Genomic DNA, 23,089 nt, shown 5'->3' with positions numbered 1-23,089 from the left:
GAATCCCGTCTCCTGAATGGCTGCGCAGTCCGCCCGTGGTCAGGAATTGAAATCCCGGGTCACGCCTCAAGCTAGGGAGGCGAACCCACAACATACGAAGAGTAGCTTATGAGCACGACGCCCAAACACGCCAAGGTCCTGATTCTCGGCTCCGGCCCCGCCGGCTATAGCGCCGCCGTCTACGCCGCGCGCGCCAACCTCAACCCGGTGCTCATCACCGGTGTGGAGCAAGGCGGCCAGCTGATGACCACCACCGACGTCGAAAACTGGCCGGGCGACCCGCTGGGCGTGCAAGGCCCCGAGCTGATGCAGCGCCTGCTGCAGCATGCCGAGCGTTTCAAGACCGAGATCATCTTCGACCATATCCACACCACCAAGCTGTCGGAGCGCCCTTTCCGCCTCATCGGCGACAGCGGCGAGTACACGGCCGACGCCCTCATCATCGCCACCGGCGCCTCGGCGCAATACCTGGGCCTGCCCTCGGAGCAAGCCTTCATGGGCCGTGGCGTGTCGGCCTGCGCCACCTGTGACGGTTTCTTCTACCGCGGCAAGGAAGTGGCCGTGGTCGGCGGCGGCAACACCGCCGTGGAAGAGGCGCTGTACCTCTCCAACATCGCCAGCAAGGTCACCATCATCCACCGTCGCGACAAGTTCCGCGCCGAGCCCATCCTGATCGACCGCCTGCTGCACAAGGTCAGCGAAGGCAAGATCGCCATCCAGTGGCACCACACCCTGGATGAAGTGGTCGGCGACGACAGCGGCGTGACCGGCATCAAGATCAAGTCCACCCAGGACGATGCCATCACCGAGATTCCAGTGCACGGCCTGTTCATCGCCATCGGCCACAAGCCCAACACCAGCATCTTCGAAGGGCAGTTGTCGATGCAGAACGGCTATCTCAAGACCCGCACCGGCACCGAAGGCTTTGCCACGGCTACCAGCATCGACGGCGTCTTCGCCGCTGGCGACGTGCAGGACCACGTCTACCGCCAGGCCATCACCAGCGCCGGCACCGGCTGCATGGCCGCGCTGGATGCACAGCGCTACCTGGAAGGACTGGAATAATCTTGCTGCGCTGCGAGAACTCGCAGCGCGACGGAGCATCCAAGGGCCGGGACGAGGAGATCGTCCCGGCTTTTTTGTTTTCAATCCGGCAACTCCCTCTTTCCCCAAGGAAAACAACGTGCCCCGTTCCGCGTCCGCCATCACCGTCGCTCTCGCCCTGTTGGCCCTGGGCGGCATCCTGGCCGCCTGCAGCGCCTCGCGCGAGCCGCAGGCCACTGCCGCCGCCGATCCGGCCGATGCTGCCGCCAGCCAGTGCGACGCCGGCAAGGTCCAGCGCTGGATAGGCGAAGACCTGAGCGGCTATGTGGAACGCCAGGCGGCGGCCGAGTCCGGCGCCCAGGAAACACGGGTGCTCAAGCCCGGCGACGCGGCCACGATGGACTTCAATCCGCGCCGGCTCAACATCCACGTCGATCCGGGCGGCGTCATCATCAAGCTGGCCTGCGGCTGAAGACTGCGCCAGCTTCTGCTACAGTAGCCCGCTCAGGGACAAATTCGCTACAGGGTTGGGGTGGCTGTCATGGCGACTATGAAGGATTTTGCGGCGCTCAAGGGATTGCGCCGCGACCTGCAAGAGCAGGAAAAAGCGCGTGCGCTGGCCTTGGCCGAGCGCGCGCGCCAGGAAGCAGCGATCCGCGAAGAGGCCAACCTCTTCCGCAACAGCATCGGCCAGATCGCGCCGCTGCGCAGCAAGGCCATCGACAAGGCGCTTCACTTGCCCGACGCTCCCCTGCCCATCCCGCGCCAGCACCTGGCCGATGAGCAGGCGGCGCTGCTGGAGTCGCTCTCCGACGAATTCACCATCGACACACTGATGGACAGCGACGAAAACCTCAGTTTCGCCCGCCCTGGCGTGGGCATGGACGTGCTCTCCAAGCTGCGGCGCGGCAACTGGGTGATCCAGGCCCAGCTCGACCTGCACGGCTACCGGCGCGACCAGGCCCGCGAGGCGCTGGGTGAATTCCTGCGCCAGTCGCGTCGGCGCGGATTGCGCTGCGTGCGGGTGATCCATGGCAAGGGCCTGGGCTCGGTCAACAAGGAGCCGGTACTCAAGCACAAGGTGCGCAACTGGCTGGCCCAGAAGGATGAAGTCATGGCCTTCTGCCAGGCCCGCGCGGCCGACGGTGGCGCGGGGGCGCTGGTAGTGCTGCTCAAGTCCAGCGAGCGGGCCTGACCGAACCGCCATCGGCCACCGGCAAGCTGCGCATCAGAACAGATCCATCTGCCCGTCCGACCTGGCTGGCTGCCGCGGCGCTTGGGGCGCCCACTGCGGCCGCTTGAAGCAGCTCGCATCCAGCGTAGCAAACGCCCGGTTGCGATGATGGATGCCCAGGCGGCGGCTGGCTTTCTCGAAGCGCTGCTGCAACAGGTCGGCCCACACGCCCGTACCACGCATGCGGGTGGCGAAATCGGCGTCGTAATCCTTGCCGCCGCGCATGTCCTGGATGCGATTCATCACCCGCGCCGCCCGGTCGGGGAAATGCGCCTGCAGCCATTGCCGGAATAGCGGGCTGACCTCCCACGGCAACCTCAGCACGATATAACCCGCCTGGCGTGCGCCCGCCTCTACCGCCGCCTCCATCACCCGCTCCAGATCAGGTTCGGTCACGAAGGGAATCACCGGCGCAATCGACACGCTCACCGGGATGCCCGCCTCGGCTAGGGTGCGGATCACCCGCAAGCGCCGCGCCGGGCTGGCCGCGCGCGGCTCCAGCGTGCGGGCGATGGCGGGATCGAGCGTGGTGATGGTGACGGCCACGATGGCCTGGTCCTTGGCGGCCATGGCGGCCAGCAAGTCGATGTCGCGCTCGATCAGGGCGGACTTGGTGATCATGGCAACCGGGTTTTCGCAATCGTGCAGGATCTGCAGAATGCGCCGGGTCAGCTGGCGTTCGCGCTCGATGGGCTGATAAGCGTCGGTATTGATGCCCACGGTGATGGTGTCGGGCTGGTAGGAGGGCTTGGCCAGCTCGCGCAACAAGAGCTCGGGCGCATTGGTCTTGGCCACCAGCCGGCTTTCGAAGTCCAGGCCTGGCGAAAGCCCCAGGTAGCTGTGCGATGGACGGGCAAAACAGTAGATGCAGCCATGTTCGCAGCCCCGGTAGGGATTCAGGGACAGCGAGAACGGCAGGTCCGGCGAAGTATTGCGGCTGATGATGGACTTGGCGGTTTCTTCGGTGACGATGGTCTTCAGGCGCGCCGGCTCCTCGTCCTGCTCAAGCGCGGCAGCACCCTCTCCCTCGGCCCAGCGCATGGGCTGCCAGCCATCATCGAACTCTTCCCGGCTCACCGATTCATAGCGCCCCCGCAGGTTGGTGACCGCACCCCGGCCCTTCTGGGCTACCTGGCTGCGATGGATGAAGGTCGCAGGCGTGAGGGTAGGATCGTCCTCTGCCGTGGGCGCTGGCTGGGTCGGGAAAGGCTGGGCGATGCCCTGTGGAAATTTGGGGAAGGAGGCCACCGGAAGCTCAACAATACTGTATTTATATACAGTATTCTGCCTTCACTTGGACGGCCCTGCAAATGCTGTTTCAATTTGTCCGGCTGCCGCATTAATCGGTTATGCTAGTTCACCCTCAGCTTCCCAACAGAGAAGAAAGTCACCACAAGGGGGAACAAGGACCGCCAGAGGTCCCAAGGAGACAAGGATGCAATACCAGGCAAACCGGCCCAGCGCCGGTGCATTGCTGGGCACCTCGCCGCTTGTGCAGGCCAGCACCGATGGCGTGCCGGATCTGCAGGCCATCGAGCGCTCTCACCAGCGCAGCTCGTCCTACGGCATCATGCGCGGCCAGCGGCCCGACCTCGACTCGCTCTCGCGCGCCGACCTGGCGCAGACCCTCGAAGCCAACCAGACCCTCTCCGGCCACGCCCGCCCGGTCATGGAAACCCTCTACGACCAGATCCGCAATACCCACAGCATGGTGATCCTGTCGGATGCAGAAGGCACCATCCTGCATACCCTCGGCGACAGCGATTTCCTGGCCAAGGCCGATCGCGTCGCCCTTGGGCCGGGAGGGCGCTGGTCCGAGCAACTGCGCGGCACCAACGCCATCGGCACAGCGCTGTTCGAGCAGAAGCCCACTACCGTACACGCCCAGCAGCATTACCTGGACGCCAATCGCTTCCTGACCTGCTCGGCCGCCCCCATCTTCGACCATCGCGGCCAGGTGCTGGGGGTGCTGGATGTCTCGGGTGAATGCGGCAGTTTCCACAAGCACACCATGGCGCTGGTGCGCATGTCGGCGCAGATGATCGAGAATCACCTGCTGGCCGGCAGCTTTCCTGATTGCATCACCCTGCATTTCCACAGCCGCGCCGAATTCGTCGGCACGCTGGTCGAAGGCATCGTCAGCTTCACGCCGGGCGGTCGCTTCCTGGCGGCCAATCGCAGCGCGCAGTTCCAGCTGGGCCTGACCCTGGCGGCGTTGCAATCGCATACCTTCGCTTCACTGTTCGGGGTGCCGCTGTCGCTGCTGTTCGAGCATCATCGCAAGGCCGCCCCGGGCCTGCTGGAGCTGTGCCTGCACAATGGCATCCGCATCCATGGCCGCGCCGAATTGCGCCTGCGCGACCAGCATTTCCAGGCCGCGCGCGAGGCCGTCATCGATGCGCCCGGCCTGCTCCCGCCTGCGCCCAATACCACCACCCCGCCGCCGTCGCCGCCCCAACAGCGCGCGCGCCACCAACGGCGACCGGACCTGCAGGCGCTCGATACCGGGGACGTACGCATGAGCGCCATCATTGCCAAGCTGCGCCGGGTGATCGACCGCGACATCCCCATCCTCATCACCGGCGAGACCGGCACCGGCAAGGAATGGCTGGCGCAAGCCATCCATGGCGACAGTGCACGCTTTGGCGCCCGCCAGAACCGCGCAGGCGCGGCCCCCTTCGTCGCAGTGAACTGCTCGGCCATCCCGGAAAACCTGATCGAAGCCGAACTGTTCGGCTATGAAGACGGCGCTTTCACTGGCGCACGGCGCAAGGGTGCGCTGGGCAAGATCGCCCAGGCGCACGGCGGCACCCTGTTCCTGGATGAGATCGGCGACATGCCCCTGGCCCTGCAAGGCCGGCTGCTGCGCGTGCTGCAGGAACGCGCCGTGACGCCGCTGGGCAGCCAGCGCGTCATCCCGGTGGATTTCGCACTGGTCTGCGCGACCAATCAGCCGCTGCGCGAGATGGCCGCGCGCCATGCCTTCCGCGAAGATCTGTACTACCGCATCAATGGCTTGCAGGTGAAGCTGCCGGCGCTACGGGACCGCAGCGACCTCCCCCAGCTGATCGAACGCATCCTGGAAGACGAAGGCGGCCCCCACGCGCCGCGCTTCGACGCGCAAGCACAGGCGCTGCTGCTGGCCAGCCACTGGCCCGGCAACCTGCGCCAGCTGGCCAACCTGGTCCGCACGTCGCTGGCCATGGCCGAAGGCGAAGAGGCCATCGGTCCGCATCACCTGCCCGATGATTTCCTGGAAGAGGCAGGCGCACCCGGTGCGCTACACGACGGCATGCACACCATGCACGCCGTGCGCAGCGATTGCCTGTCCATCCAGGACAATGAATGGGCCGCGATCGAACGGGCCCTGCGCACCCACGCCGGCAATGTCAGCGCCGCCGCCAAGGCCCTGGGCGTGTCGCGCAATACCATCTACCGGCGCCTCAAGTCACGCGGGCACTGAGCGGGGCCAGGGCGTCATACTCCTCATCGGTAAACAGCCGCGAGCGCGTCAGGAAGCGCTTGCCGCTGCCGTTCTCCAACGAGAACATGCCGCCATTGCCATTGACCACGTCAATGATCAGTTGCGTGTGCTTCCAGTACTCGAACTGGTCAGCGCCGATGTAGAACGGCACCCCATCGATGTCGCCAAGATAGACATCGGTATCGCCCAGGGTGAAATCACCCTCGGGATAGCACATCGGTGCGCTGCCATCGCAGCAGCCGCCGGACTGGAAAAAGATCAGCGCGCCATGCCGCGTCTTCAACTGTCGCAACAGATCCACGGTAGCGTCGGTGGCGGTGACGCGGGGTAAGGCTGTCATCGGCATCCTCCTGCCTCAATGATCCAGATAAAAACGGCGCCGGCCGCACAGAGCGGACCGGCGCCGAAGCTGCCTTGCTGCAAGGAGACCAGCGAAGGATCAGAAGAAGCCCAGCGCCTTCGGGCTGTAGCTGACCAGCAGGTTCTTGGTCTGCTGGTAGTGGTCCAGCATCATCTTGTGGTTTTCGCGGCCGATGCCGGATTGCTTGTAGCCGCCGAAGGCCGCATGCGCCGGATAGAGGTGATAGCAGTTGGTCCAGACACGGCCAGCCTGGATCTCACGCCCCATGCGGAAGGCGCGCGTGCCATCCCGGGTCCACAGGCCCGCGCCCAGGCCGTACAGCGTGTCATTGGCAATGGCCAGCGCTTCTTCTTCATCCTTGAAGGTGGTCACCGAGACCACCGGGCCAAAGATTTCTTCCTGGAAGATGCGCATCTTGTTATTGCCCTGGAACACGGTCGGCTTGACGTAGTAGCCCGAGGCCAGGTCGCCGCCCAGTTCTTCGCGCCCGCCGCCGGCCAGCACCTTGGCGCCTTCCTGCTTGCCGATGTCGATGTAGGACAGGATCTTTTCCAGCTGTTCCTGCGAGGCCTGCGCGCCGATCATGGTGCTCTTGTCCAGCGGATTGCCCTGCTTGATGGCCGCCACGCGCTTCAAGGCGCGCTCGATGAAGCGCTCGTAGATCGATTCCTGCACCAGCACGCGCGAGGGGCAGGTGCAGACCTCGCCCTGGTTCAGCGCGAACATGGCAAAGCCTTCCAGGGCCTTGTCGAAGAAGTCGTCATCCTTGTCCAGCACGTCGGCGAAGAAGATATTGGGCGACTTGCCGCCCAGCTCCAGCGTCACCGGGATCAGGTTCTGCGAAGCGTATTGCATGATCAGGCGGCCAGTGGTGGTCTCGCCAGTGAAGGCGATCTTGGCGATACGCTTGTTGGAGGCCAGCGGCTTGCCGGCTTCCACGCCAAAGCCCTGCACGATGTTGACCACGCCCGGCGGGATCAGGTCGGCGATCAGTTCGATCAGCACCATGATGGAGGCCGGGGTCTGCTCGGCGGGCTTTAACACCACGCAATTGCCGGCGGCCAGCGCCGGGGCCAGTTTCCACACCGCCATCAGGATGGGGAAGTTCCAGGGGATGATCTGGCCGACCACGCCCAGAGGCTCATGGAAGTGGTAGGCGTAGGTGTCATTGTCGATGGGGCAGATGCTGCCTTCCTGGGTGCGCACGGCAGCGGCGAAATAGCGGAAGTGGTCGATGGCCAGCGGGATGTCGGCGGCCATGGTCTCGCGGATGGGCTTGCCGTTGTCCAGGGTTTCGGCAGTGGCCAGCAGCTCCAGGTTGGCTTCCATGCGGTCGGCGATCTTCAACAGCATATTGGCGCGCTCGGTGGGGGAGGTCTTGCCCCAGCTCTTCTTGGCTGCGTGGGCGGCGTCCAGCGCCAGCTCCACGTCTTCGGCGCTGGAGCGGGCCACTTCACAGAAGGCGCGTCCGATCACCGGGCTGATGTTCTCGAAGTATTCACCCTTGACCGGCGGCACGAATTTGCCACCGATGAAATTGTCGTAACGTTGCTTGAAGGGGTCGCGTACGCCGAGTTTGCTGATGTCTGCCAGGTTCATGTCGTCTCCGTTGGGGTTATGGTTGAAATCCCGCCGCCATCATGGCCGCAGCGGACCTTCATCCCTCTGGATGGCAAATCGCATGCCAGCCACGAATCCCAGCGTGGACGCGCCTGTGCAGCCAGCGCCCTTGTCACGCTGTGTCAATCTGGCGCAGCCTGTGACACGCCCGGGCAACAGTCAGCAACACCCTCCCCGCTGGCCGCAGACGTAAAAAAACCGGCCAGGTGGCCGGTTTCTGGTGATGCATGACGCAAAGTCGGGATCAGACGGCATCCGGCCCGGTTTCGCCGGTACGGATACGGATCACCTGCTCCACTTCCTGCACGAAGATCTTGCCGTCGCCGATCTTGCCGGTGCGGGCGGCCTTGATGATGGCGTCCACAGCCTGCTCGACCACCTTGTCGTCCACCACGACTTCGATCTTGACCTTGGGCAGGAAGTCGACCACGTATTCAGCACCGCGATAGAGTTCGGTATGGCCCTTCTGGCGCCCGAAGCCTTTCACTTCGGTGACCGTCAGGCCCGTGACGCCGACTTCGGCGAGGGATTCACGCACCTCGTCCAGCTTGAACGGTTTGATGATGGCGGTCACTTGTTTCATGGCAATTCCTCTCTTGGTATGTCGTAAAGAAACGATCTGTCGATCTGTTGGGTAGCGGTAAGGCGTTGTTATTCTTTTACTGACAGGCTCGTGGCGTCCTGTCCACTTGCACATTGTCAATCAGGCTTGCGCAGCTTTCAACCTTCCTTCGCAAGCGCGACCGTAAAAAGTGGATTTCAGCCCTCCAGATCGGGAATCCTTTCCAGATCCTGCAACCAGACGGTGGCCTCGCCATCGCTGGGCGCGCGCCAATCCCCACGCGGCGAGAGCGAGCCGCCGCTCCCCACCTTGGGGGCGTTGGGCACGCAAGAACGCTTGAACTGGCTGGTCTTGAAGAAGCGATAGACAAAGATGCCCAGGTTCTTCTTGATCTGCGGCAAGCTGTATTCGTTGTGCGCCCCGTGCAGTCCATCGGGCCAATGCCCGACCCCGCGGTCATGCCAGGCGCTGTGCGCCAGGAAGGCGACCTTGGCGGGGGTAAAGCCGTAGCGCAGGATGTAGTACAGGTTGAAGTCCTGCAGCTCGTAGGGACCGATGAAGTCCTGGGTGCGCTGGCCTGGCTCGCCATCGGAGGCGCCTGGCACCAGTTCCGGACTGATCTCGGTTTCCAGGACGTGGATCAGCACTTCCGGCTGCTTCAGTTCCAGCGAACCCGATTCGGCCACCCAGCGCACCATGTGGGTGATGAGGGTCTTGGGCACGCTGGCGTTGACGTTGTAGTGCGACATGTGGTCGCCCACCCCGTAGGTACACCAGCCCAGCGCCAGCTCGGAGAGGTCGCCGGTGCCGATGACGATGGCGCCATGGTGGTTGGCCAGGCGGAACAGATGGTTGGTGCGTTCACCGGCCTGCACGTTCTCGAAGGTGATGTCATAGACCGGCTCGCCGCGCGAATACGGGTGGCCGAGGTCCTTCAACATCTGTTCGCAGCTGGGACGGATATCGATTTCCTGCGCCGAGCAACCGACCTGCGCCATCAGCTGGTGCGCCTGCACCAGCGTGCGGCTGCTGGTGGCGAAGCCCGGCATGGTATAGGCCAGGATGTTGCTGCGGGGCAGGCCCAGCTTGTCCATGGCCTTGGCGCAGACCAGCAGCGCATGGGTGGAATCGAGCCCGCCCGAGACGCCGATGACCACCTTCTTCAGCCCCGCCGAGGACAAGCGCTGCACCAGCGCCTGCACCTGGATGCTGTAGACCTCGCGGCAGCGCAGTTCGCGCTGTTCGGCATTGGCCGGTACATAGGGGAAGCGCGCCACCCGCCGCTGCAACGGCAGCGCCTGCTGCTGCGGGATCTGCACCTCGAAGCCGACTACCTCGAAACGGCGCACTTCGTCGGCATGACGGCGCACCGACTGACCGAAGGTGGTCTGGTGGAAGCGCTCGCGGGAGAGGCGTTCCAGGTCGACATCGGCATAGATCACATGGCCGCCCTGGGCGAAGCGCTCGGACTCGGCCAGCAGTTCGCCGTTCTCGCAGATCAGCGCCTGGCCGTCCCAGGCCAGGTCGGTGGTCGATTCGCCATTGCCCGCCGAGGAATACAGATAGGCCGCCAGGCAGCGCGCCGATTGCTGCGAGACCAGCTGATGGCGGTAGCCCGACTTGCCCACCACGATATTGGACGCCGACAGGTTCACCAGCACGGTCGCCCCGGCCAGGGCCGCGAAGGAAGAGGGAGGGATCGGCACCCAGACGTCTTCGCAGATCTCGATGTGGAAACGGAAGTCAGGGATATTGCGGATCTCGAACAGCAGATGACTGCCAAAGCCCACCTCCTGCCCCAGCAGATGCACGCTGCGCGTGACTGCGCAATCGGCGCTGCTGAACTGGCGCGCCTCGTAGAATTCGCTGTAGTTGGGCAGGTAGCTCTTGGGCACCACGCCCAGGATGCGCCCGTGATGAAGCACCACGGCGCAGTTGTAGAGCTGGTGATCGACCTTCAGCGGCAGCCCCACGATCAATGCTGCCGGGATGCGCATGGATGCTTCCAGCACCGATTGCAGGGCTTGCAGGGAAGCGTCGAGCAAGGCGCGTTGCTGGAACAGGTCTTCGCAGCTATAGGCCGACAGGCCCAGTTCGGGGAAGGACACCAGCACTGCGCCACGGGCGGCGGCCTGTTCGGCCAGGGCGATGGTGCGCTGGGCATTGAAGCCGGGATCGGCCACCTTGCAGTCCGGCACCGCCACCGCGACGCGGGCGAAACCGTGGCTGTAGAGATTGAAGAAGGGGCTTTGCATAGCGTGTTCTGGACTCCGTGCACGTCGCCGCGGCGGCGACGCGTTCTGTTCATTTTGCGTAGAATGCCTGTTCGAGCGGGGCCGTGGGCCGCGCCATCTTTCGCAGGTCACTCGCAGTCCATGGATTATCGCACGCGAATCGTTTCTTCTCTGGCCGAGATCGGCCAGGCCCGCTGGGACGCTCTGGTAGCGACCCAGGAGGAAGGCAATCCCTTCCTCTCCTACGCCTTCCTGCATGCGCTGCACGAGAGCGGCAGCGCCAGTGCAGAGTCAGGCTGGGAGCCGCACTACCTGACGCTATGGCAGGACGAGTCCCTGGCGGCCGCCCTGCCCCTGTACCGCAAGTTCCATTCCTATGGCGAATACGTCTTCGACTGGGCCTGGGCCGAGGCCTACCAGCGCCATGGCGTGGAATACTACCCCAAGCTGCTCTCGGCCATCCCCTTCACGCCGGTGCGCGGCGCACGGCTCATGGCCATCGACGAGACCGCCCGCGTCGCCCTGCTGGAGGCGCTGCAACGGCTGCAGCAGCAAGGCCAGCACTCGTCCACCCATATCCTCTACCCGCCTGAGCAACAGGCCGGACAGCTGGCCGAAGCCGGCTTCCTGCTGCGCAGCGGCGTGCAGTTCCACTGGCACAATGAAGGCTACGGCAGCTTTGCCGACTTCGTCGATACGCTGGACCGCAAGAAGCGCAAGAACATCCTGGCCGAACGGCGCAAGGTAGCCGAGCAAGGCGTGCGCTTCGTCTGGCTGCGCGGCGCCGAGATCACTGATGCGCACTGGCGCTTCTTCAACCGCTGCTACCGGCACACCTATGCCGCGCACTACTCCACGCCCTACCTGAACCTGGATTTCTTCCGCCGCATCGGCGCCACCATGCCGCAGCACCTGCTGCTGACATTGGCCCTGCGCGGCGAGGAGCCGATTGCCTCCTCGCTGACCGTGCATGACGCCGACACCCTCTATGGCCGCTATTGGGGCGCGCTCGAACACGTCCCCTGCCTGCACTTCGAGACCGCGTATTACCAGCCGCTGGAATTCTGCATCGCCGAAAAGATCAGCTGGTTCGAGGGTGGCGCCCAGGGCGAGCACAAGATGGCGCGCGGCTTCCTGCCGCAGAAGACCTGGTCGGCGCACTGGCTGGCGCATCCGGGATTCTACGATGCGGTGGAACACTTCCTGTCACGCGAAAGCAATGGCATCGATGGCTATATTTCCGAGTTGAACGAACACAATCCCTTCCGCGATCCACCGCGCTGAACGGTGCCTGGTCGCGCCTGGCCGGCAGGCATGAAAAAACCGGCCCATGCAGCGCATGGACCGGCTTTCCTTGAAAACGATATAAATCGTCTAAATCATTTATATCCGACACGATCCAGCATCTGCAACACCTTCTGCTGGTTGGCGCCCACTGCGCCGATATTGATCACTTCCGCCTTGAACGGACCCATCTTGACCAGGGCCGGGTTCTCGGTCTTCACGCTCTTGACGGCGGGCCATTCGTTATTGCCCTCGGCGAAGTAGCGCTGGGCCGAATCGCTGGCCAGGTATTCCAGGAACTGCACCGCTTCGGCCTTGTGCGGCGCATGCTTGGCCACACCGCCACCGGCGATGTTGACGTGGGCGCCATAGCTCTTCTGGTTGGGCCAGACGATGCCGACCTTTTCCATCAGCGCCACGTCTTCCGGCTTGGTCGAGCGCATCAGGCGCGCCACGTAGTAGGAGTTGGAAATGGCCACGCCGCACTCGCCCGAGCCAACCGCCTTGATCTGGTCGGTATCGCCACCGACCGGCTGGCGTGCCTGGTTGGCGACCATGCCCTTCAAGATGGATTCGGTCTTGGCAGCACCGTCATGCTCCAGCAAGGCGCCGAACAGCGACACGTTATAGGGATGCGAACCGCTGCGGGTGCACAGCTTGCCCTTGTTCTTCGGGTCGCCCAGGGCTTCGTAGGTGTCCACGTCTTCCGGCTTGACGCTGGCCTTGTTGTAGACGATCACGCGGGCGCGGGTGGAGAAGCCGAACCATAGCGTGCCATCGCTGCCTTCCTTGCTGTGCAGGTTGGCGGGAATGCGTTCGTCCAGCAGCTTGGACTTGACCGGCTGGAACAATCCATCGCTCTGCGCCTTCCACAGGCGCGCGGCGTCCACCAGCAGGATCACATCGGCCGGGCTGGAGGCGCCTTCGCTCTTCAAGCGCGCCAGGATGCCGGCGTCGTCGCCGTCGATGCGGTTGATCTTGATGCCGGTGGTCTTGGTGAAGTCGGCGTAGAGCGCTTCATCGGTCTGGTAGTGGCGCGCCGAGTAGAGGTTGATGACCTTCTCCTGGGCGAAGCTGGACGTGGCAATGGCAGCCAGCATGGCGCCGACAGCGAGGTGACGAGGGAACATGGACCATCCTTTTCAAAAAAAAGTAAACGACCACCGTGGCAAAACGGCGTTTTCTTTTGGCGCGGAAGACGGTCCGGGAGCGCGCTCCTGGGGGACTTGACTGTCGCAGCGGGCGGCCTGATGGCCGCCTCGTTATGAGTATGCGGTTGATAAACCGCAGGCGACTATATCACAAATAAGAAGCATTATCATCAGCAGAATCCCCCCTGCCCGAGAAAGCAAAACGCCCTCGCCGGCGATTGCGCGGCAAGGGCGTTTGCGGGTAGAGCCAGACAGTCAGGCGCTCAGATCACCTTGACGGCGAAATCGACGCCAATGCCGGCCCACCACTCCTGCTCCTTCTGGAACCAGAAGGAAATGCTGGGATGCTCCTTGATGTAATCACGGCGGATTTCCAGGTCGATCCTGCTCTTGAGCTTGACCCGCACCTTCTCCAGGTCCAGCGTGATATGCGCATGGCGGAACATCACCGCCAGGCGCAGGGCCAGCACGGCCTTGGCGAAATCGATGTCGGCCAGCATCTCGCTGATCTTCTTGAGGTTGCCCTTCTGTCCGAGGATGAGCGTGCTCATCAGGCGCTGCTCGCGGGTGGTGAAACCAGGCAGGTCGGCATTGGCGATCATGTAGGCCGAATGCTTGTGATAGCCGGTCGGCGAGACCACCAGCCCGGTCTCGTGCAACAGCGCGCTCCAGTAGAGGTAGCGGGCATAGGAATCGGTAGCAGGCTTCAAGAGCTGGAAGAAGCCCAGCGCCGTATCGGCCACGCCATGCGCGCGGGCGGCGTCGATATGGAAGCGGCGGGCGAACTCCTCGACCGACCGGTCGCGGCGGTCGGCCTTGGTGGCGCGCAGTTGCAAGTCCCACATCACGCCCATGCGCAGGCCGGCCTCCACCGGCGTGATGACCTCGATGCCGAATTCCTGCATGAACCCGATCAGCACCGCCAATCCCCCCATGATCACGCCTGCGCGGTCGGGCTTCATGCCGTCCAGCGCAATCTGGCTGACGTGACCAAAGTCGATCAGGCGCTGCATCAGGTCGGCCAGGCTGGGCAAGGTGATGCGACCGTCGCCCATGTTGTTGCGGCGGATGGTATCGGCGATGGCCCGCATCGTGCCCGAGGAGCCGTAGACATTGACCTTGGCCGCATCGAAGCTGAACAGATGGACGGCATCCTCCACATGCGAACGGGCCGAGATGATGGCGCGCTCGAAGGCGGCCGCGGTGATGGCGCCGTCAGGGAAGAAGGCCAGGCTCTGGTTGACCGTGCCGATACCGAAGGACTCGACGTGACGGATATGCTCGCCCAGCCCGCGGATGACCTCGGTGGAGCCGCCGCCGATGTCGATGACCATGCGCTCTTCACCCGCATCGGCCAGCACGCCGGCCACGCCCATGTAGATCAGGCGACCCTCTTCCTCGCCGGAAATGATTTCCACCGGATAACCGATGGCGCGCTCCAGCGCCGGCAGCAGTTCGCCGGCGTTCTTGGCCACGCGCAGGGTATTGGTGGCCACCACCCGCACAGCGGTCAGCGGATAGTCGCGCAGGATGGCGCGAAAACGCGTGAGCGAATCGATGGCGCTCTGGCAGGCCTGTTCGGTGAGGTTGCCGGTCTTGTCGATGCCGGCAGCCAGACGAATGGGATCACGCGCGCTCTTGATGACGCGTATGCCCTCGTCCTCATACTTGCCGATGTGCAAGCGAAAACTGTTGGAACCGAGATCTACCGCAGCAAACATGCATTTCCTTTCGCAAGGGTTCCAGGCGGATGGCCCCCGAAACAATTGCTAAATAATTTAAACCGCATCCTGTCTCCACTCCGACAAGATAATGGGCGCGCATTACACTTTGATGACAGCTTGCACCCTGTAGAATGGCGGCTCAGCGAAGTCGTGCTGCGTTGCACATATTATTTTATACAATTTATCCCATTTCCCTTCCATGCCCGGCATTCTTTATCTGGTTCCCAACACGCTCGGCAGCACCGAGCTCAGCACAGAGCCCGGCGACGCCCATCCGCTGGAGGCCATCATTCCGCGCCAGGTGCAGGTCATCACCGCCGGCCTGGACTACTTCGTGGCCGAGAACGCCAAGAGCACACGCGCCTTCCTGAAGCTGCTAGGCAGCAGCCAGGCGCTGGCCAGGCCGATCCAGGAAATCGAGATCAGCGAGCTCAACGTCAACACCCCGGCAGCCGCCCTGCCGGCGCTGCTCGCGCCCTTGCTGGCCGGTCGCGACGGCGGCCTGATCTCGGAAGCGGGCGTGCCCGCGGTCGCCGACCCCGGCGCCAACCTGGTACGGCTGGCGCACCAGCATGGCATCCAGGTGCGACCGCTGGTGGGCCCCTCTTCCCTGCTGCTGGCGGTCATGGCCAGCGGCTTGAATGGCCAGAGCTTCGCCTTCAATGGCTACCTGCCCACCGACGCCGAGGCGCGCAGCAAGCGCATCCGCCAGCTGGAAGACCGTTCCCGTAAGGAAAAGCAGACCCAGCTGCTCATCGAAACGCCCTATCGCAACGGCGCCATGCTCGATGCGCTGGCGCAGAGTTGCCAGCCCGGCACCTTGATCTGCGTCGCCACCGACCTGTCCCTGCCCACCGAGACGGTGCGCACGCAGACAGCGGCCCAGTGGCAGGCCGCGCTGGCGGCCAGGCAGGCCCCGGACTTCCACAAGAAGCCCACGGTCTTCCTGCTGCTGGCAGACTAAGTCGGCTGCGCCACCAGCGTCAACAGCACCAACGACCACCAAAGACCACCAAAGACAAAGGCCGGTTGCACTACGCAACCGGCCTTTCTACATCAAGGATCGCAAGCCTCAGCGCAACTGCGGCAGCGACGACGACATTACGGTCTTGGCGAAACCGGCGCCAAAGGCCACGCCAAATTTCTTGAGCACGCGCTCGGAGAGGTTCTCGGTCTGGGTGTAGTCCACCACATCCTCGGCCTTGATCTCATCGCGCGCCACGCTGTCCACCGTGCCAAAGCCATCGGCCAGGCCCAGTTCGACCGCCTTGGAGCCGGTCCAGACCAGACCGGAGAAGGTGTCCGGCGTTTCCTTCAGGCGCGCACCGCGTCCCTGGCGCACCACTTCGATGAACTGCTGGTGGATCTCCTGCAGCATGGACTGCGCATACTCGCGCTGCTTGGGGCTTTGCGGGCTGAAGGGGTCGAGGAAGCTCTTGTTCTCGCCCGCCGTGAGCAGACGACGCTCCACGCCCAGCTTGTCCATCAGGCCGGTAAAGCCGAAGCCGTCCATGAGCACGCCCACCGAACCGACCAGGCTGGCCTTGTTGACGAAGATCTTGTCAGCCGCCGCGGCGATGTAATAGCCACCGGAAGCGCAGACCTCTTCGACCACCACGTAGATGGGTTTCTTCGGATATTGCTTGCGCAGGCGGGTGATCTCGTCATTGATCATGCCGGCCTGCACGGGGCTGCCGCCGGGACTATTGATCTTCAGGATCACGCCCACCGAGTCGTTGGCGGCAAAGGCCTTGTCCAGCGCGGGGATCACCACGCCAGCCGAGCCCTGGCCTTCGGAGTCGATGGCGCCCTTGATCTCGACCAGGGCCGTATGCGGCCCCAGCGGTTCGTTCTCGATGCGGTTGAAGGTGAAGGCCATCCACACGCCCAGGACCACCACCGCCAGCAGCGCGATGCGGAAGAACACGCCCCAGCGGCGTCGTGCGCGCTGTTCCTTGACGGCGAACAGGGCCAGCTTTTCCAGGACATCGCGCTCCCAGCCGCTCTTCTTGTCATCGCGCACGCTGGCGGGAATGGAAGAAGATGGCGCCGGCGGCGTGGATTGCGGTTGCGATTCCGGATGTTCAGATTCGTTGTTGCTCATAGGCTCACTCAAGACTGCGCAGCCAGCTGCGCCGGTTTCCCTCGAAGCTCATGCCTCGACGGGCTTGACGACATCGTCCGGGCGCCAGAACACCTGGCCTTCCCGCTCAACCGTCATGATCTTACGCAAATGCGCGCCGGTACAGGGACCGCCCGCGCATTTGCCGGTATCAGGCGCATACACTGCGCCATGTGTTGCACACATGAGATACAGGCCGCTGGACTCGAAGAACTCGCCCTCGGCCCAGTCCAGCTCCACCGGCAAATGGGCGCAACGGTTCAGGTAGCCATAGACCACACCGCCATAGCGCACCACAAAGCCGCTGGCCTCATCGCCCCGCACCTGCACCGGAAAGCGCTTGCCCAGCCCGCCCTCGACCAGCTCGGCCGAGGCGCAGATGAGGATGGCGTCGGAAGCGGTCATGGCGGCGCCTTATGCGTGATCGCAGAGCCACTGGTGCAGCTCGCGGATGGAGCGCGCCGAGTACAGCGGCGAAAGGGTCTGCAACTGTTGCGGCGGATGCGCGCCGAATTCGACCGCCACCCCGGCCGCGCCGGCATTGATGGCCATCTGCAGGTCGTGCGTGGTATCGCCGATCATCAGCGTGCGATGCATGTCCTGGCCCAGCTCACGGGTCAGTTCCTGCAGCATGGCCGGATGCGGCTTGGAAAAGGTTTCATCGGCGCAACGGCTGGCATCGAACATCGACAACAGCCCGGTCGTGTTCATCGCCCGGTTCAGCCCGACCCGGCTCTTGCCAGTGGCCACCGCCAGGAAATAACCCTGCTGCGACAGGTCGGCCAGCATCTCGGGCACGCCCTCGAAGAGGGTGAGGTCCTTGTCCTGGCCCAGGTAGTGATGACGATAACGCTCGACGATGCGCGGGTAATACTTCGGGTCCACATCCGGGATGGCGGCCTGCATCGCATCCTGCAAGCCCAACCCGATCACGTAGGAAGCCGCGCTCTTGTCGGGAATGGGCAAGCCCAGGTCGCGCGCGGCCGCCTGGATGCAGCGCACGATGGTGGAGGTGCTGTCCATCAGGGTGCCGTCCCAGTCGAAGACGATCAGGTCGAATTGCTTTCTTGCCATGGTTGAGATGCTCTTTGCTTGCCCGCCCGTCGCCAGATCCACCCTGGCGAACGAGCATGCGATTCTGTCAATGCCGGGCAGAAAGTATCATATCCCGGCCAACTACGTGTACTGTCCTTCAGCCCTCCGCGCAAGCCAGCATGCCGTAGGGCAACAGCTCGCCCTCCTCGCCGCCTTCCAGGCTGCGCAGGAAGCTGGCGCATTCCTGCGGCAGGCCGGCCTTGAGGGTGACGGTGTCGCCCGACTCCGGATGCCTGAAGCTGATGCGCCAGGCATGCAGGAACATGCGCTTGAAGGCAATGCGGCGGCCATCGGCCTTCTGCAGGGCCTTGTTGAGGGCGAAATCGCCATACTTGTCGTCGCCGACGATGGGAAAACCGCTGGAAGACAGGTGCACTCGGATCTGGTGGGTGCGACCGGTCTTGAGTTCGGCTTCCAGCAAGGCGAAGTCGCCGAAACGGCGCAACAGCGAAAACACCGTATGCGAAGGCTGGCCATCGGCCTGCACCCGCACGCGACGCTCGCCGTCGGGCGTGCTGTACTTGAACAGCGGCAGCTTCACATGCTGGCGGGCATTCTTCCAGTCGCCCTGCACCAGGGTGAAGTAGCGCTTGTCGGTCGTGCCCTCGCGCATCTGGTCATGCAGATTGGTCAGGGCCGAGCGTTTCTTGGCGATCAACAGGACGCCGGAAGTGTCGCGGTCCAGCCGGTGCACCAATTCCAGGAACTTGGCCTGCGGACGGGCGGCGCGCAACTGCTCGATGACGCCGTAGCTCACCCCGGAGCCCCCGTGCACGGCCACGCCGGCCGGCTTGTCGATGACCAGCAGGTGGCTGTCTTCCAGAAGGATACGGAATTCCGCCCCCGGCACCACCGTCTCTTGCTTCTCTGCAACTCGTATTGGCGGCACGCGCACCACGTCGCCTTCGGCCAGCCGATAGGTCTGGTCGATGCGGCCCTTGTTGACGCGCACCTCGCCCGAGCGCAGGACACGATAGATATGGCTTTTCGGAACACCTTTGCAGACCCGCAGCAGGAAATTGTCAATCCGCTGGCCCGCCTCTTCGTCGGAAATGGTCAGCAACTGCACCTGAGGGACGCTCTGCGAGGCTGTTGCGTTCCGGGAGGCCGGCGCCGCTTTGGCGCTTTCAGAAGCCCCCCTAGAAAATCTCGCTAAGTCCTTCATTTTGAATATATAATCGATCGACGCTGAACAAAAAAGCAGCGTCAGTAGAATAAAAAGGAACATTCTACACAAGAGGAGACTTCGTCAGCCTCGCTCATTTGCAAAATAGACGGAGGGGGCCCCGAAAACCACGACGCGCGGCATCGCAGACGCTTCAAAAGCGCTGCAACGGTTGACAATACAGCCGATCATGCCGCTTGCCTGGTCCACATAAAGGCCTCGAAACGAGTACGCATCTTCCCTGCGCGAGTCCAGTTTGCACCGCAGTTGCAATCGGATAACGCACTTGGAAGCGGAATAGAATTGTTTGGATCATCAGGATAAAAGTCTGGCAAGACTCGCATCCGGCGTTCCGGCCCAGGACAGCAGCGCACAGCCCACCGGCGACCAGCAGCGCAACAGCGGCAGGCTCATCCGCCTCCCCTCTTGCAGCGCATCGCACGGGCCATGCCGCAATTCAGGCCGAGGCGTCGCGAAGCTTGCCGGTTGATGCAGTGAAACCCGATCGCCGTCGCCAACCCTATTGATATGTTACGTTTGGCTTCACAGACCAGCTTACCGTCCGCAGTTGCCTGCGCGACCGCCTATGGCGGAGCGCGCGGCGCGGATACGGCGCTGCCCGGCGTTCCGGTCCACCGCATCCGCGCCCCTTTGTGCTGGAGCGCCCGCTAAGGCGCACTCACACAATCAAGGCAATTCCCTCCCCGATCACTTCGTTCCCGCGTACATCCCCTGTACTTTTGGCCCGCTACCACATACGGACGGGCCATTTGAAGGACCTACGGGTCCCGGAGTGAAAACATGAAACGTATGTTGTTCAACGCAACGCAGCAGGAAGAACTGCGCGTAGCGATCGTTGACGGTCAGAAGCTGATCGACATCGACATCGAAACGACCGGACGCGAACAGCGCAAGTCCAACATCTACAAGGGCGTCATCACCCGCATCGAGCCCTCGCTGGAAGCCTGCTTCGTCAACTACGGCGAAGAACGCCACGGCTTCCTGCCCTTCAAGGAAGTGGCCCGTTCCTACTTCAAGGAAGGCATCGACGTCCGTAACGCCAGCATCAAGGAAGCGCTGCGCGAAGGCCAAGAAATCATCGTCCAGGTCGAGAAGGAAGAACGCGGCAACAAGGGCGCCGCCCTGACCTCGTTCATCTCCCTGGCTGGCCGCTACCTGGTGCTCATGCCCAACAACCCGCGCGGCGGCGGCGTCTCCCGCCGTGTCGAAGGCGAAGACCGCCAGGAACTGCGCGAGACCATGGACAAGCTGGACCTGCCCAATGGCATGTCCGTCATCGCCCGCACCGCCGGCATCGGCCGCAACGTCGATGAACTGCAGTGGGACCTGAACTACCTGATGCAACTGTGGCGCGCCATCGAAGGCGCCGGCCAGTCCGCCTCGGGCGCCTTCCTGATCTACCAGGAGTCGTCGCTGGTCATCCGCGCCATCCGCGACTACTTCCAGCCCGACATCGGCGAAATCCTCATCGACACCGACGACATCCACGACCAGGCCCAGCAGTTCATGGCCCACGTGATGCCGGACATGGTCCACCGCGTCAAGCGCTACCGCGACGACGTGCCGCTGTTCTCCCGCTTCCAGATCGAACACCAGATCGAGACCGCCTACTCGCGTACGGTCCCGCTGCCTTCCGGCGGCGCCATCGTGATCGACCACACCGAAGCGCTGGTGTCGGTGGACGTGAACTCGGCGCGCGCCACCCGTGGCAGCGACATCGAGACCACCGCCTTCAACACCAACCTCGAAGCGGCTGATGAAGTGGCCCGCCAGTTGCGCCTGCGCGACCTGGGCGGCCTGATCGTGATCGACTTCATCGACATGGAGAATTCCAAGAACCAGCGCGAAGTGGAAGGCCGTCTCAAGGACGCCCTGCACCACGACCGCGCCCGCGTTCAGATGGGCAAGATCTCGCGCTTTGGCCTGATGGAACTGTCGCGCCAGCGCCTGCGTCCGTCGCTCTCCGAAGGCAGCCACGTGACCTGCCCGCGCTGCAACGGCACCGGCCACATCCGCGATACCGAATCCTCCGCCCTGCAGGTGCTGCGCATCATCCAGGAAGAGGCCATGAAGGAAAATTCGGCCGCCATCCACGTGCAGGCGCCGGTAGACGTGGCCGCCTTCCTGTTGAACGAGAAGCGTGGCGAAATCCTGAAGATCGAGACGCGCCATCGCGTCACGGTCATCATGATCCCCAACAAGCACCTGGAAACCCCGCACTACAAGATGGAACGGATCAAGCACGACGATCCGCGCCTGGACGACGCCCAAGCCAGCTATACCATGGCCGAGCAGGCCGATACCGACATCGGCTACAGCAAGCGCCAGAAGGAAGACGTGCGTCCGCGCCAGGAAGCCGTGGTCAAGGGCATCACTCCGGACCAGCCGGCCCCCATCGTCGAGCGCAAGGCCCCCGAACCGGTGGCTGCCCCCGTGCCGCCGCCGACGCTGGCGCCGGAATCGGGCCTGCTGGGCAAGATCTTCAGCTTCTTCCGCAAGAAGCCGGTCGCGCCGGTGGCTGCCCCCGCTCCGGTGGAAGCCAAGGCTCCCGCCAAGCGCGAGGGCGAGCGCAATGGCCGTGGCGGCGATCGCAATGGCCGTAACCGCAACCGCAACGAGCGTGGCGACCGTGCTGAACGTGGCGAGCGCGCAGAACGCAACGGCGAACAGCGCAATGGCCGCAATCCGGCGGCTGCCGAACTGAAGGCCGGCGACGCCGCCGAAGGCAAGCAGGTGCGCGCACCGCGTCCGCCGCGCGAACCCAAGGAAGGCCGCGAGCCCCGTGAACCGCGCGAACTGCAGGCCCAGGCCCGTGACGGCCAGGAAGTAAAGGAAACCCGCCGTAACGAGCCTCGCGAAGCCCGTGAACCACGTGAAGGCCGCGAAGGCCGCGAGCCCCGCGAAGGCCGTGAACCGCGTGCGCCCCGCGCCCCACGTGGCGAACGCAAGGAAGCCAAGTCCGAGGAAGGCCTGCCGCTGGAAGCCGCTCTGGCTGCCGGCACTGCCGGTGTAGCCGTGGCCGCTGGCACTGCCGTCATCGCCAGCGATGAGGCCGCCACGCAAGTCGAGGCCGCCCAGGTCGAGGCTGGCGAAGCTGGCGAAGGCGCTGAAACCGCCGAAGGCGCAACCGAACCGCGTCGCCGCCGCCGTCGCGGCGGTCGCAACCGTCATCGCCGTGAACGCGACGAGAACGGCAACCTGATCGACAACGCTGAAGCCGGCGACAGCGCTGAAGGCGATGCCGCTGAAACCGCCGAAGGCGCTGAAGCGGCCATCCCGGCCTTCGTGCCCGTGGCTGACGCCGCTGCCGCCTCGGCGCAGGCTGCCGTGGCGCAGGCCTCCTTTGCCGCATCGCCGGTACCGGCCGCAGAGGATGCCCCTGTTGCAGAGAGCGCAGCAAAGGTAGAAAGCGGCGTCAACTCGGTGGAAGCCGTGGCCGCTGCAGCTGCCGAAGCGACCGAAGCCGTCTTCTCGCACCAGCCCGCCATCGAGCCGGTTGCCCCGTCCATCGACGCCAGCTTCGCACCGGCGCCGGTAGAGGCAGCTGTGCAGGCGCCCGCGCAGGCTCCGGCAGCTTCGGAAGCGCCAGTGGAAGTGGTCCCAGTGGTGGCCGCCGAGCCTGTTGCAGCGCCCGCTCCGGTGGTGCAGCAGCAGATCAGCCTGCTGGACGCTGTGGAAGCAGCGCCGGTGGTTGCCTCGGCACCTGCTGCACCAGCAGCACCAGCAGCGCCCGCGCCGCAAGCCGCCCCTGCCCCGGCGCAAGCCGCCGGCAATGGCGCCCAGTGGGACTCGCTGCAGCAGATGCTGTCGCAGGCCGGCCTGACCCTGGCCACCACCGATCCGGTCAAGCTGCGTGCCGCCCAGGAAGCCGCAGCGGCCTTCGTGCCGGCGCCACGCGTGCCACGCGAGCGCAAGCCGCTGCCGCCGCAGTCGACCGAGCCGCTGGTGCAAGTGGAAACGCGTCGTTGATCGACCAGGCAAGCGCCTG

18 protein-coding genes are annotated in these 23,089 nt (G+C 64.1%); 7 read left to right on the top strand and 11 right to left on the bottom strand.

The window, feature by feature from the left end; genetic code table 11:
- The first annotated feature begins 108 nt into the window (after positions 1-108).
- The 3 genes from trxB to ACP92_RS09445 all read left to right on the top strand — a co-directional run bounded on the left by trxB (position 109) and on the right by ACP92_RS09445 (position 2,239).
- Complete coding sequence (gene trxB, locus ACP92_RS09455) at positions 109-1,065, top strand: thioredoxin-disulfide reductase (protein ID WP_013233903.1); 957 nt, start codon at positions 109-111, stop codon at positions 1,063-1,065.
- Positions 1,066-1,183: 118 nt separating this feature from the next.
- Positions 1,184-1,516, top strand: coding sequence for an I78 family peptidase inhibitor (locus ACP92_RS09450; RefSeq protein WP_041310529.1), 333 nt, complete (start codon positions 1,184-1,186; stop codon positions 1,514-1,516).
- A gap of 69 nt (positions 1,517-1,585) precedes the next feature.
- The gene (locus tag ACP92_RS09445; protein WP_171941729.1) at positions 1,586-2,239 is read left to right on the top strand and encodes a Smr/MutS family protein; all 654 of its coding nucleotides are present in this window, start codon (positions 1,586-1,588) and stop codon (positions 2,237-2,239) included.
- 33 nt (positions 2,240-2,272) lie between these two features.
- Here ACP92_RS09445 and ACP92_RS09440 read toward each other — a convergent pair whose 3' ends face one another.
- Positions 2,273-3,526: a PA0069 family radical SAM protein gene (locus ACP92_RS09440; RefSeq protein WP_013233900.1), complete on the bottom strand. Its 1,254-nt coding sequence runs from the start codon at positions 3,524-3,526 to the stop codon at positions 2,273-2,275.
- Between the two features lie 187 nt (positions 3,527-3,713).
- On the opposite strand from ACP92_RS09440, the gene ACP92_RS09435 reads away from it, so the two are divergent.
- On the top strand, positions 3,714-5,741 hold the full coding sequence (locus ACP92_RS09435) for a sigma-54-dependent Fis family transcriptional regulator (protein WP_013233899.1): 2,028 nt from the start codon (positions 3,714-3,716) through the stop codon (positions 5,739-5,741).
- Here ACP92_RS09435 and ACP92_RS09430 read toward each other — a convergent pair.
- The 4 genes from ACP92_RS09430 to ACP92_RS09415 form a co-directional block, all read right to left on the bottom strand.
- Positions 5,722-6,102, bottom strand: a complete 381-nt coding sequence (locus ACP92_RS09430) for a DUF779 domain-containing protein (RefSeq protein ID WP_041310527.1) — start codon at positions 6,100-6,102, stop codon at positions 5,722-5,724. The two genes, ACP92_RS09435 and ACP92_RS09430, sit on opposite strands and share 20 nt — an antisense overlap.
- Before the next feature lie 99 nt (positions 6,103-6,201).
- Complete coding sequence (gene adh, locus ACP92_RS09425) at positions 6,202-7,722, bottom strand: aldehyde dehydrogenase (protein ID WP_013233897.1); 1,521 nt, start codon at positions 7,720-7,722, stop codon at positions 6,202-6,204.
- 265 nt (positions 7,723-7,987) lie between these two features.
- On the bottom strand, positions 7,988-8,326 hold the full coding sequence (locus ACP92_RS09420; RefSeq protein ID WP_006463535.1) for a P-II family nitrogen regulator: 339 nt from the start codon (positions 8,324-8,326) through the stop codon (positions 7,988-7,990).
- Between the two features lie 176 nt (positions 8,327-8,502).
- Positions 8,503-10,560 carry an NAD(+) synthase gene (locus ACP92_RS09415; protein WP_013233896.1) on the bottom strand — a complete coding sequence of 686 codons (2,058 nt, stop codon included), beginning with the start codon at positions 10,558-10,560 and terminating at the stop codon, positions 8,503-8,505.
- Positions 10,561-10,680: 120 nt separating this feature from the next.
- Here ACP92_RS09415 and ACP92_RS09410 point away from each other — a divergent pair, with 120 nt between their 5' ends.
- Positions 10,681-11,823 (top strand): GNAT family N-acetyltransferase, encoded by a 1,143-nt coding sequence (locus ACP92_RS09410; RefSeq protein WP_171941728.1) that lies wholly within the window; start codon positions 10,681-10,683, stop codon positions 11,821-11,823.
- Between the two features lie 95 nt (positions 11,824-11,918).
- On the opposite strand, the gene ACP92_RS09405 is transcribed toward ACP92_RS09410, so the two are convergent.
- Positions 11,919-12,953, bottom strand: coding sequence for a Fe(3+) ABC transporter substrate-binding protein (locus tag ACP92_RS09405; protein ID WP_013233894.1), 1,035 nt, complete (start codon positions 12,951-12,953; stop codon positions 11,919-11,921).
- Between the two features lie 284 nt (positions 12,954-13,237).
- The gene (locus ACP92_RS09400) at positions 13,238-14,695 is read right to left on the bottom strand and encodes a Ppx/GppA phosphatase family protein (protein ID WP_013233893.1); all 1,458 of its coding nucleotides are present in this window, start codon (positions 14,693-14,695) and stop codon (positions 13,238-13,240) included.
- Between the two features lie 202 nt (positions 14,696-14,897).
- Here ACP92_RS09400 and ACP92_RS09395 point away from each other — a divergent pair, with 202 nt between their 5' ends.
- Complete coding sequence (locus ACP92_RS09395; RefSeq protein WP_013233892.1) at positions 14,898-15,662, top strand: SAM-dependent methyltransferase; 765 nt, start codon at positions 14,898-14,900, stop codon at positions 15,660-15,662.
- A 108-nt stretch (positions 15,663-15,770) separates the two neighbouring features.
- On the opposite strand, the gene ACP92_RS09390 is transcribed toward ACP92_RS09395, so the two are convergent.
- From ACP92_RS09390 to ACP92_RS09375, 4 genes are all read right to left on the bottom strand, one after another.
- Positions 15,771-16,802, bottom strand: coding sequence for a S49 family peptidase (locus ACP92_RS09390; RefSeq protein WP_013233891.1), 1,032 nt, complete (start codon positions 16,800-16,802; stop codon positions 15,771-15,773).
- Positions 16,803-16,850: 48 nt separating this feature from the next.
- Entirely contained in the window at positions 16,851-17,225 is a 375-nt protein-coding gene (locus ACP92_RS09385; RefSeq protein ID WP_013233890.1) for a Rieske (2Fe-2S) protein, read from the bottom strand.
- 9 nt (positions 17,226-17,234) lie between these two features.
- Positions 17,235-17,894 carry an HAD-IIIA family hydrolase gene (locus ACP92_RS09380; RefSeq protein ID WP_013233889.1) on the bottom strand — a complete coding sequence of 220 codons (660 nt, stop codon included), beginning with the start codon at positions 17,892-17,894 and terminating at the stop codon, positions 17,235-17,237.
- Between the two features lie 118 nt (positions 17,895-18,012).
- Entirely contained in the window at positions 18,013-19,080 is a 1,068-nt protein-coding gene (locus tag ACP92_RS09375) for an RluA family pseudouridine synthase (protein WP_013233888.1), read from the bottom strand.
- Between the two features lie 801 nt (positions 19,081-19,881).
- Between ACP92_RS09375 and ACP92_RS09370 the strand changes: the two genes are divergently transcribed.
- The gene (locus tag ACP92_RS09370) at positions 19,882-23,070 is read left to right on the top strand and encodes an Rne/Rng family ribonuclease (protein ID WP_013233887.1); all 3,189 of its coding nucleotides are present in this window, start codon (positions 19,882-19,884) and stop codon (positions 23,068-23,070) included.
- The last annotated feature ends 19 nt before the right edge of the window (positions 23,071-23,089 follow it).

The organism is Herbaspirillum seropedicae, assembly GCF_001040945.1.
GTDB classification, from domain to species: Bacteria; Pseudomonadota; Gammaproteobacteria; order Burkholderiales; family Burkholderiaceae_D; genus Herbaspirillum; species Herbaspirillum seropedicae.
This window is presented reverse-complemented; position numbering and strand designations above follow the sequence as displayed.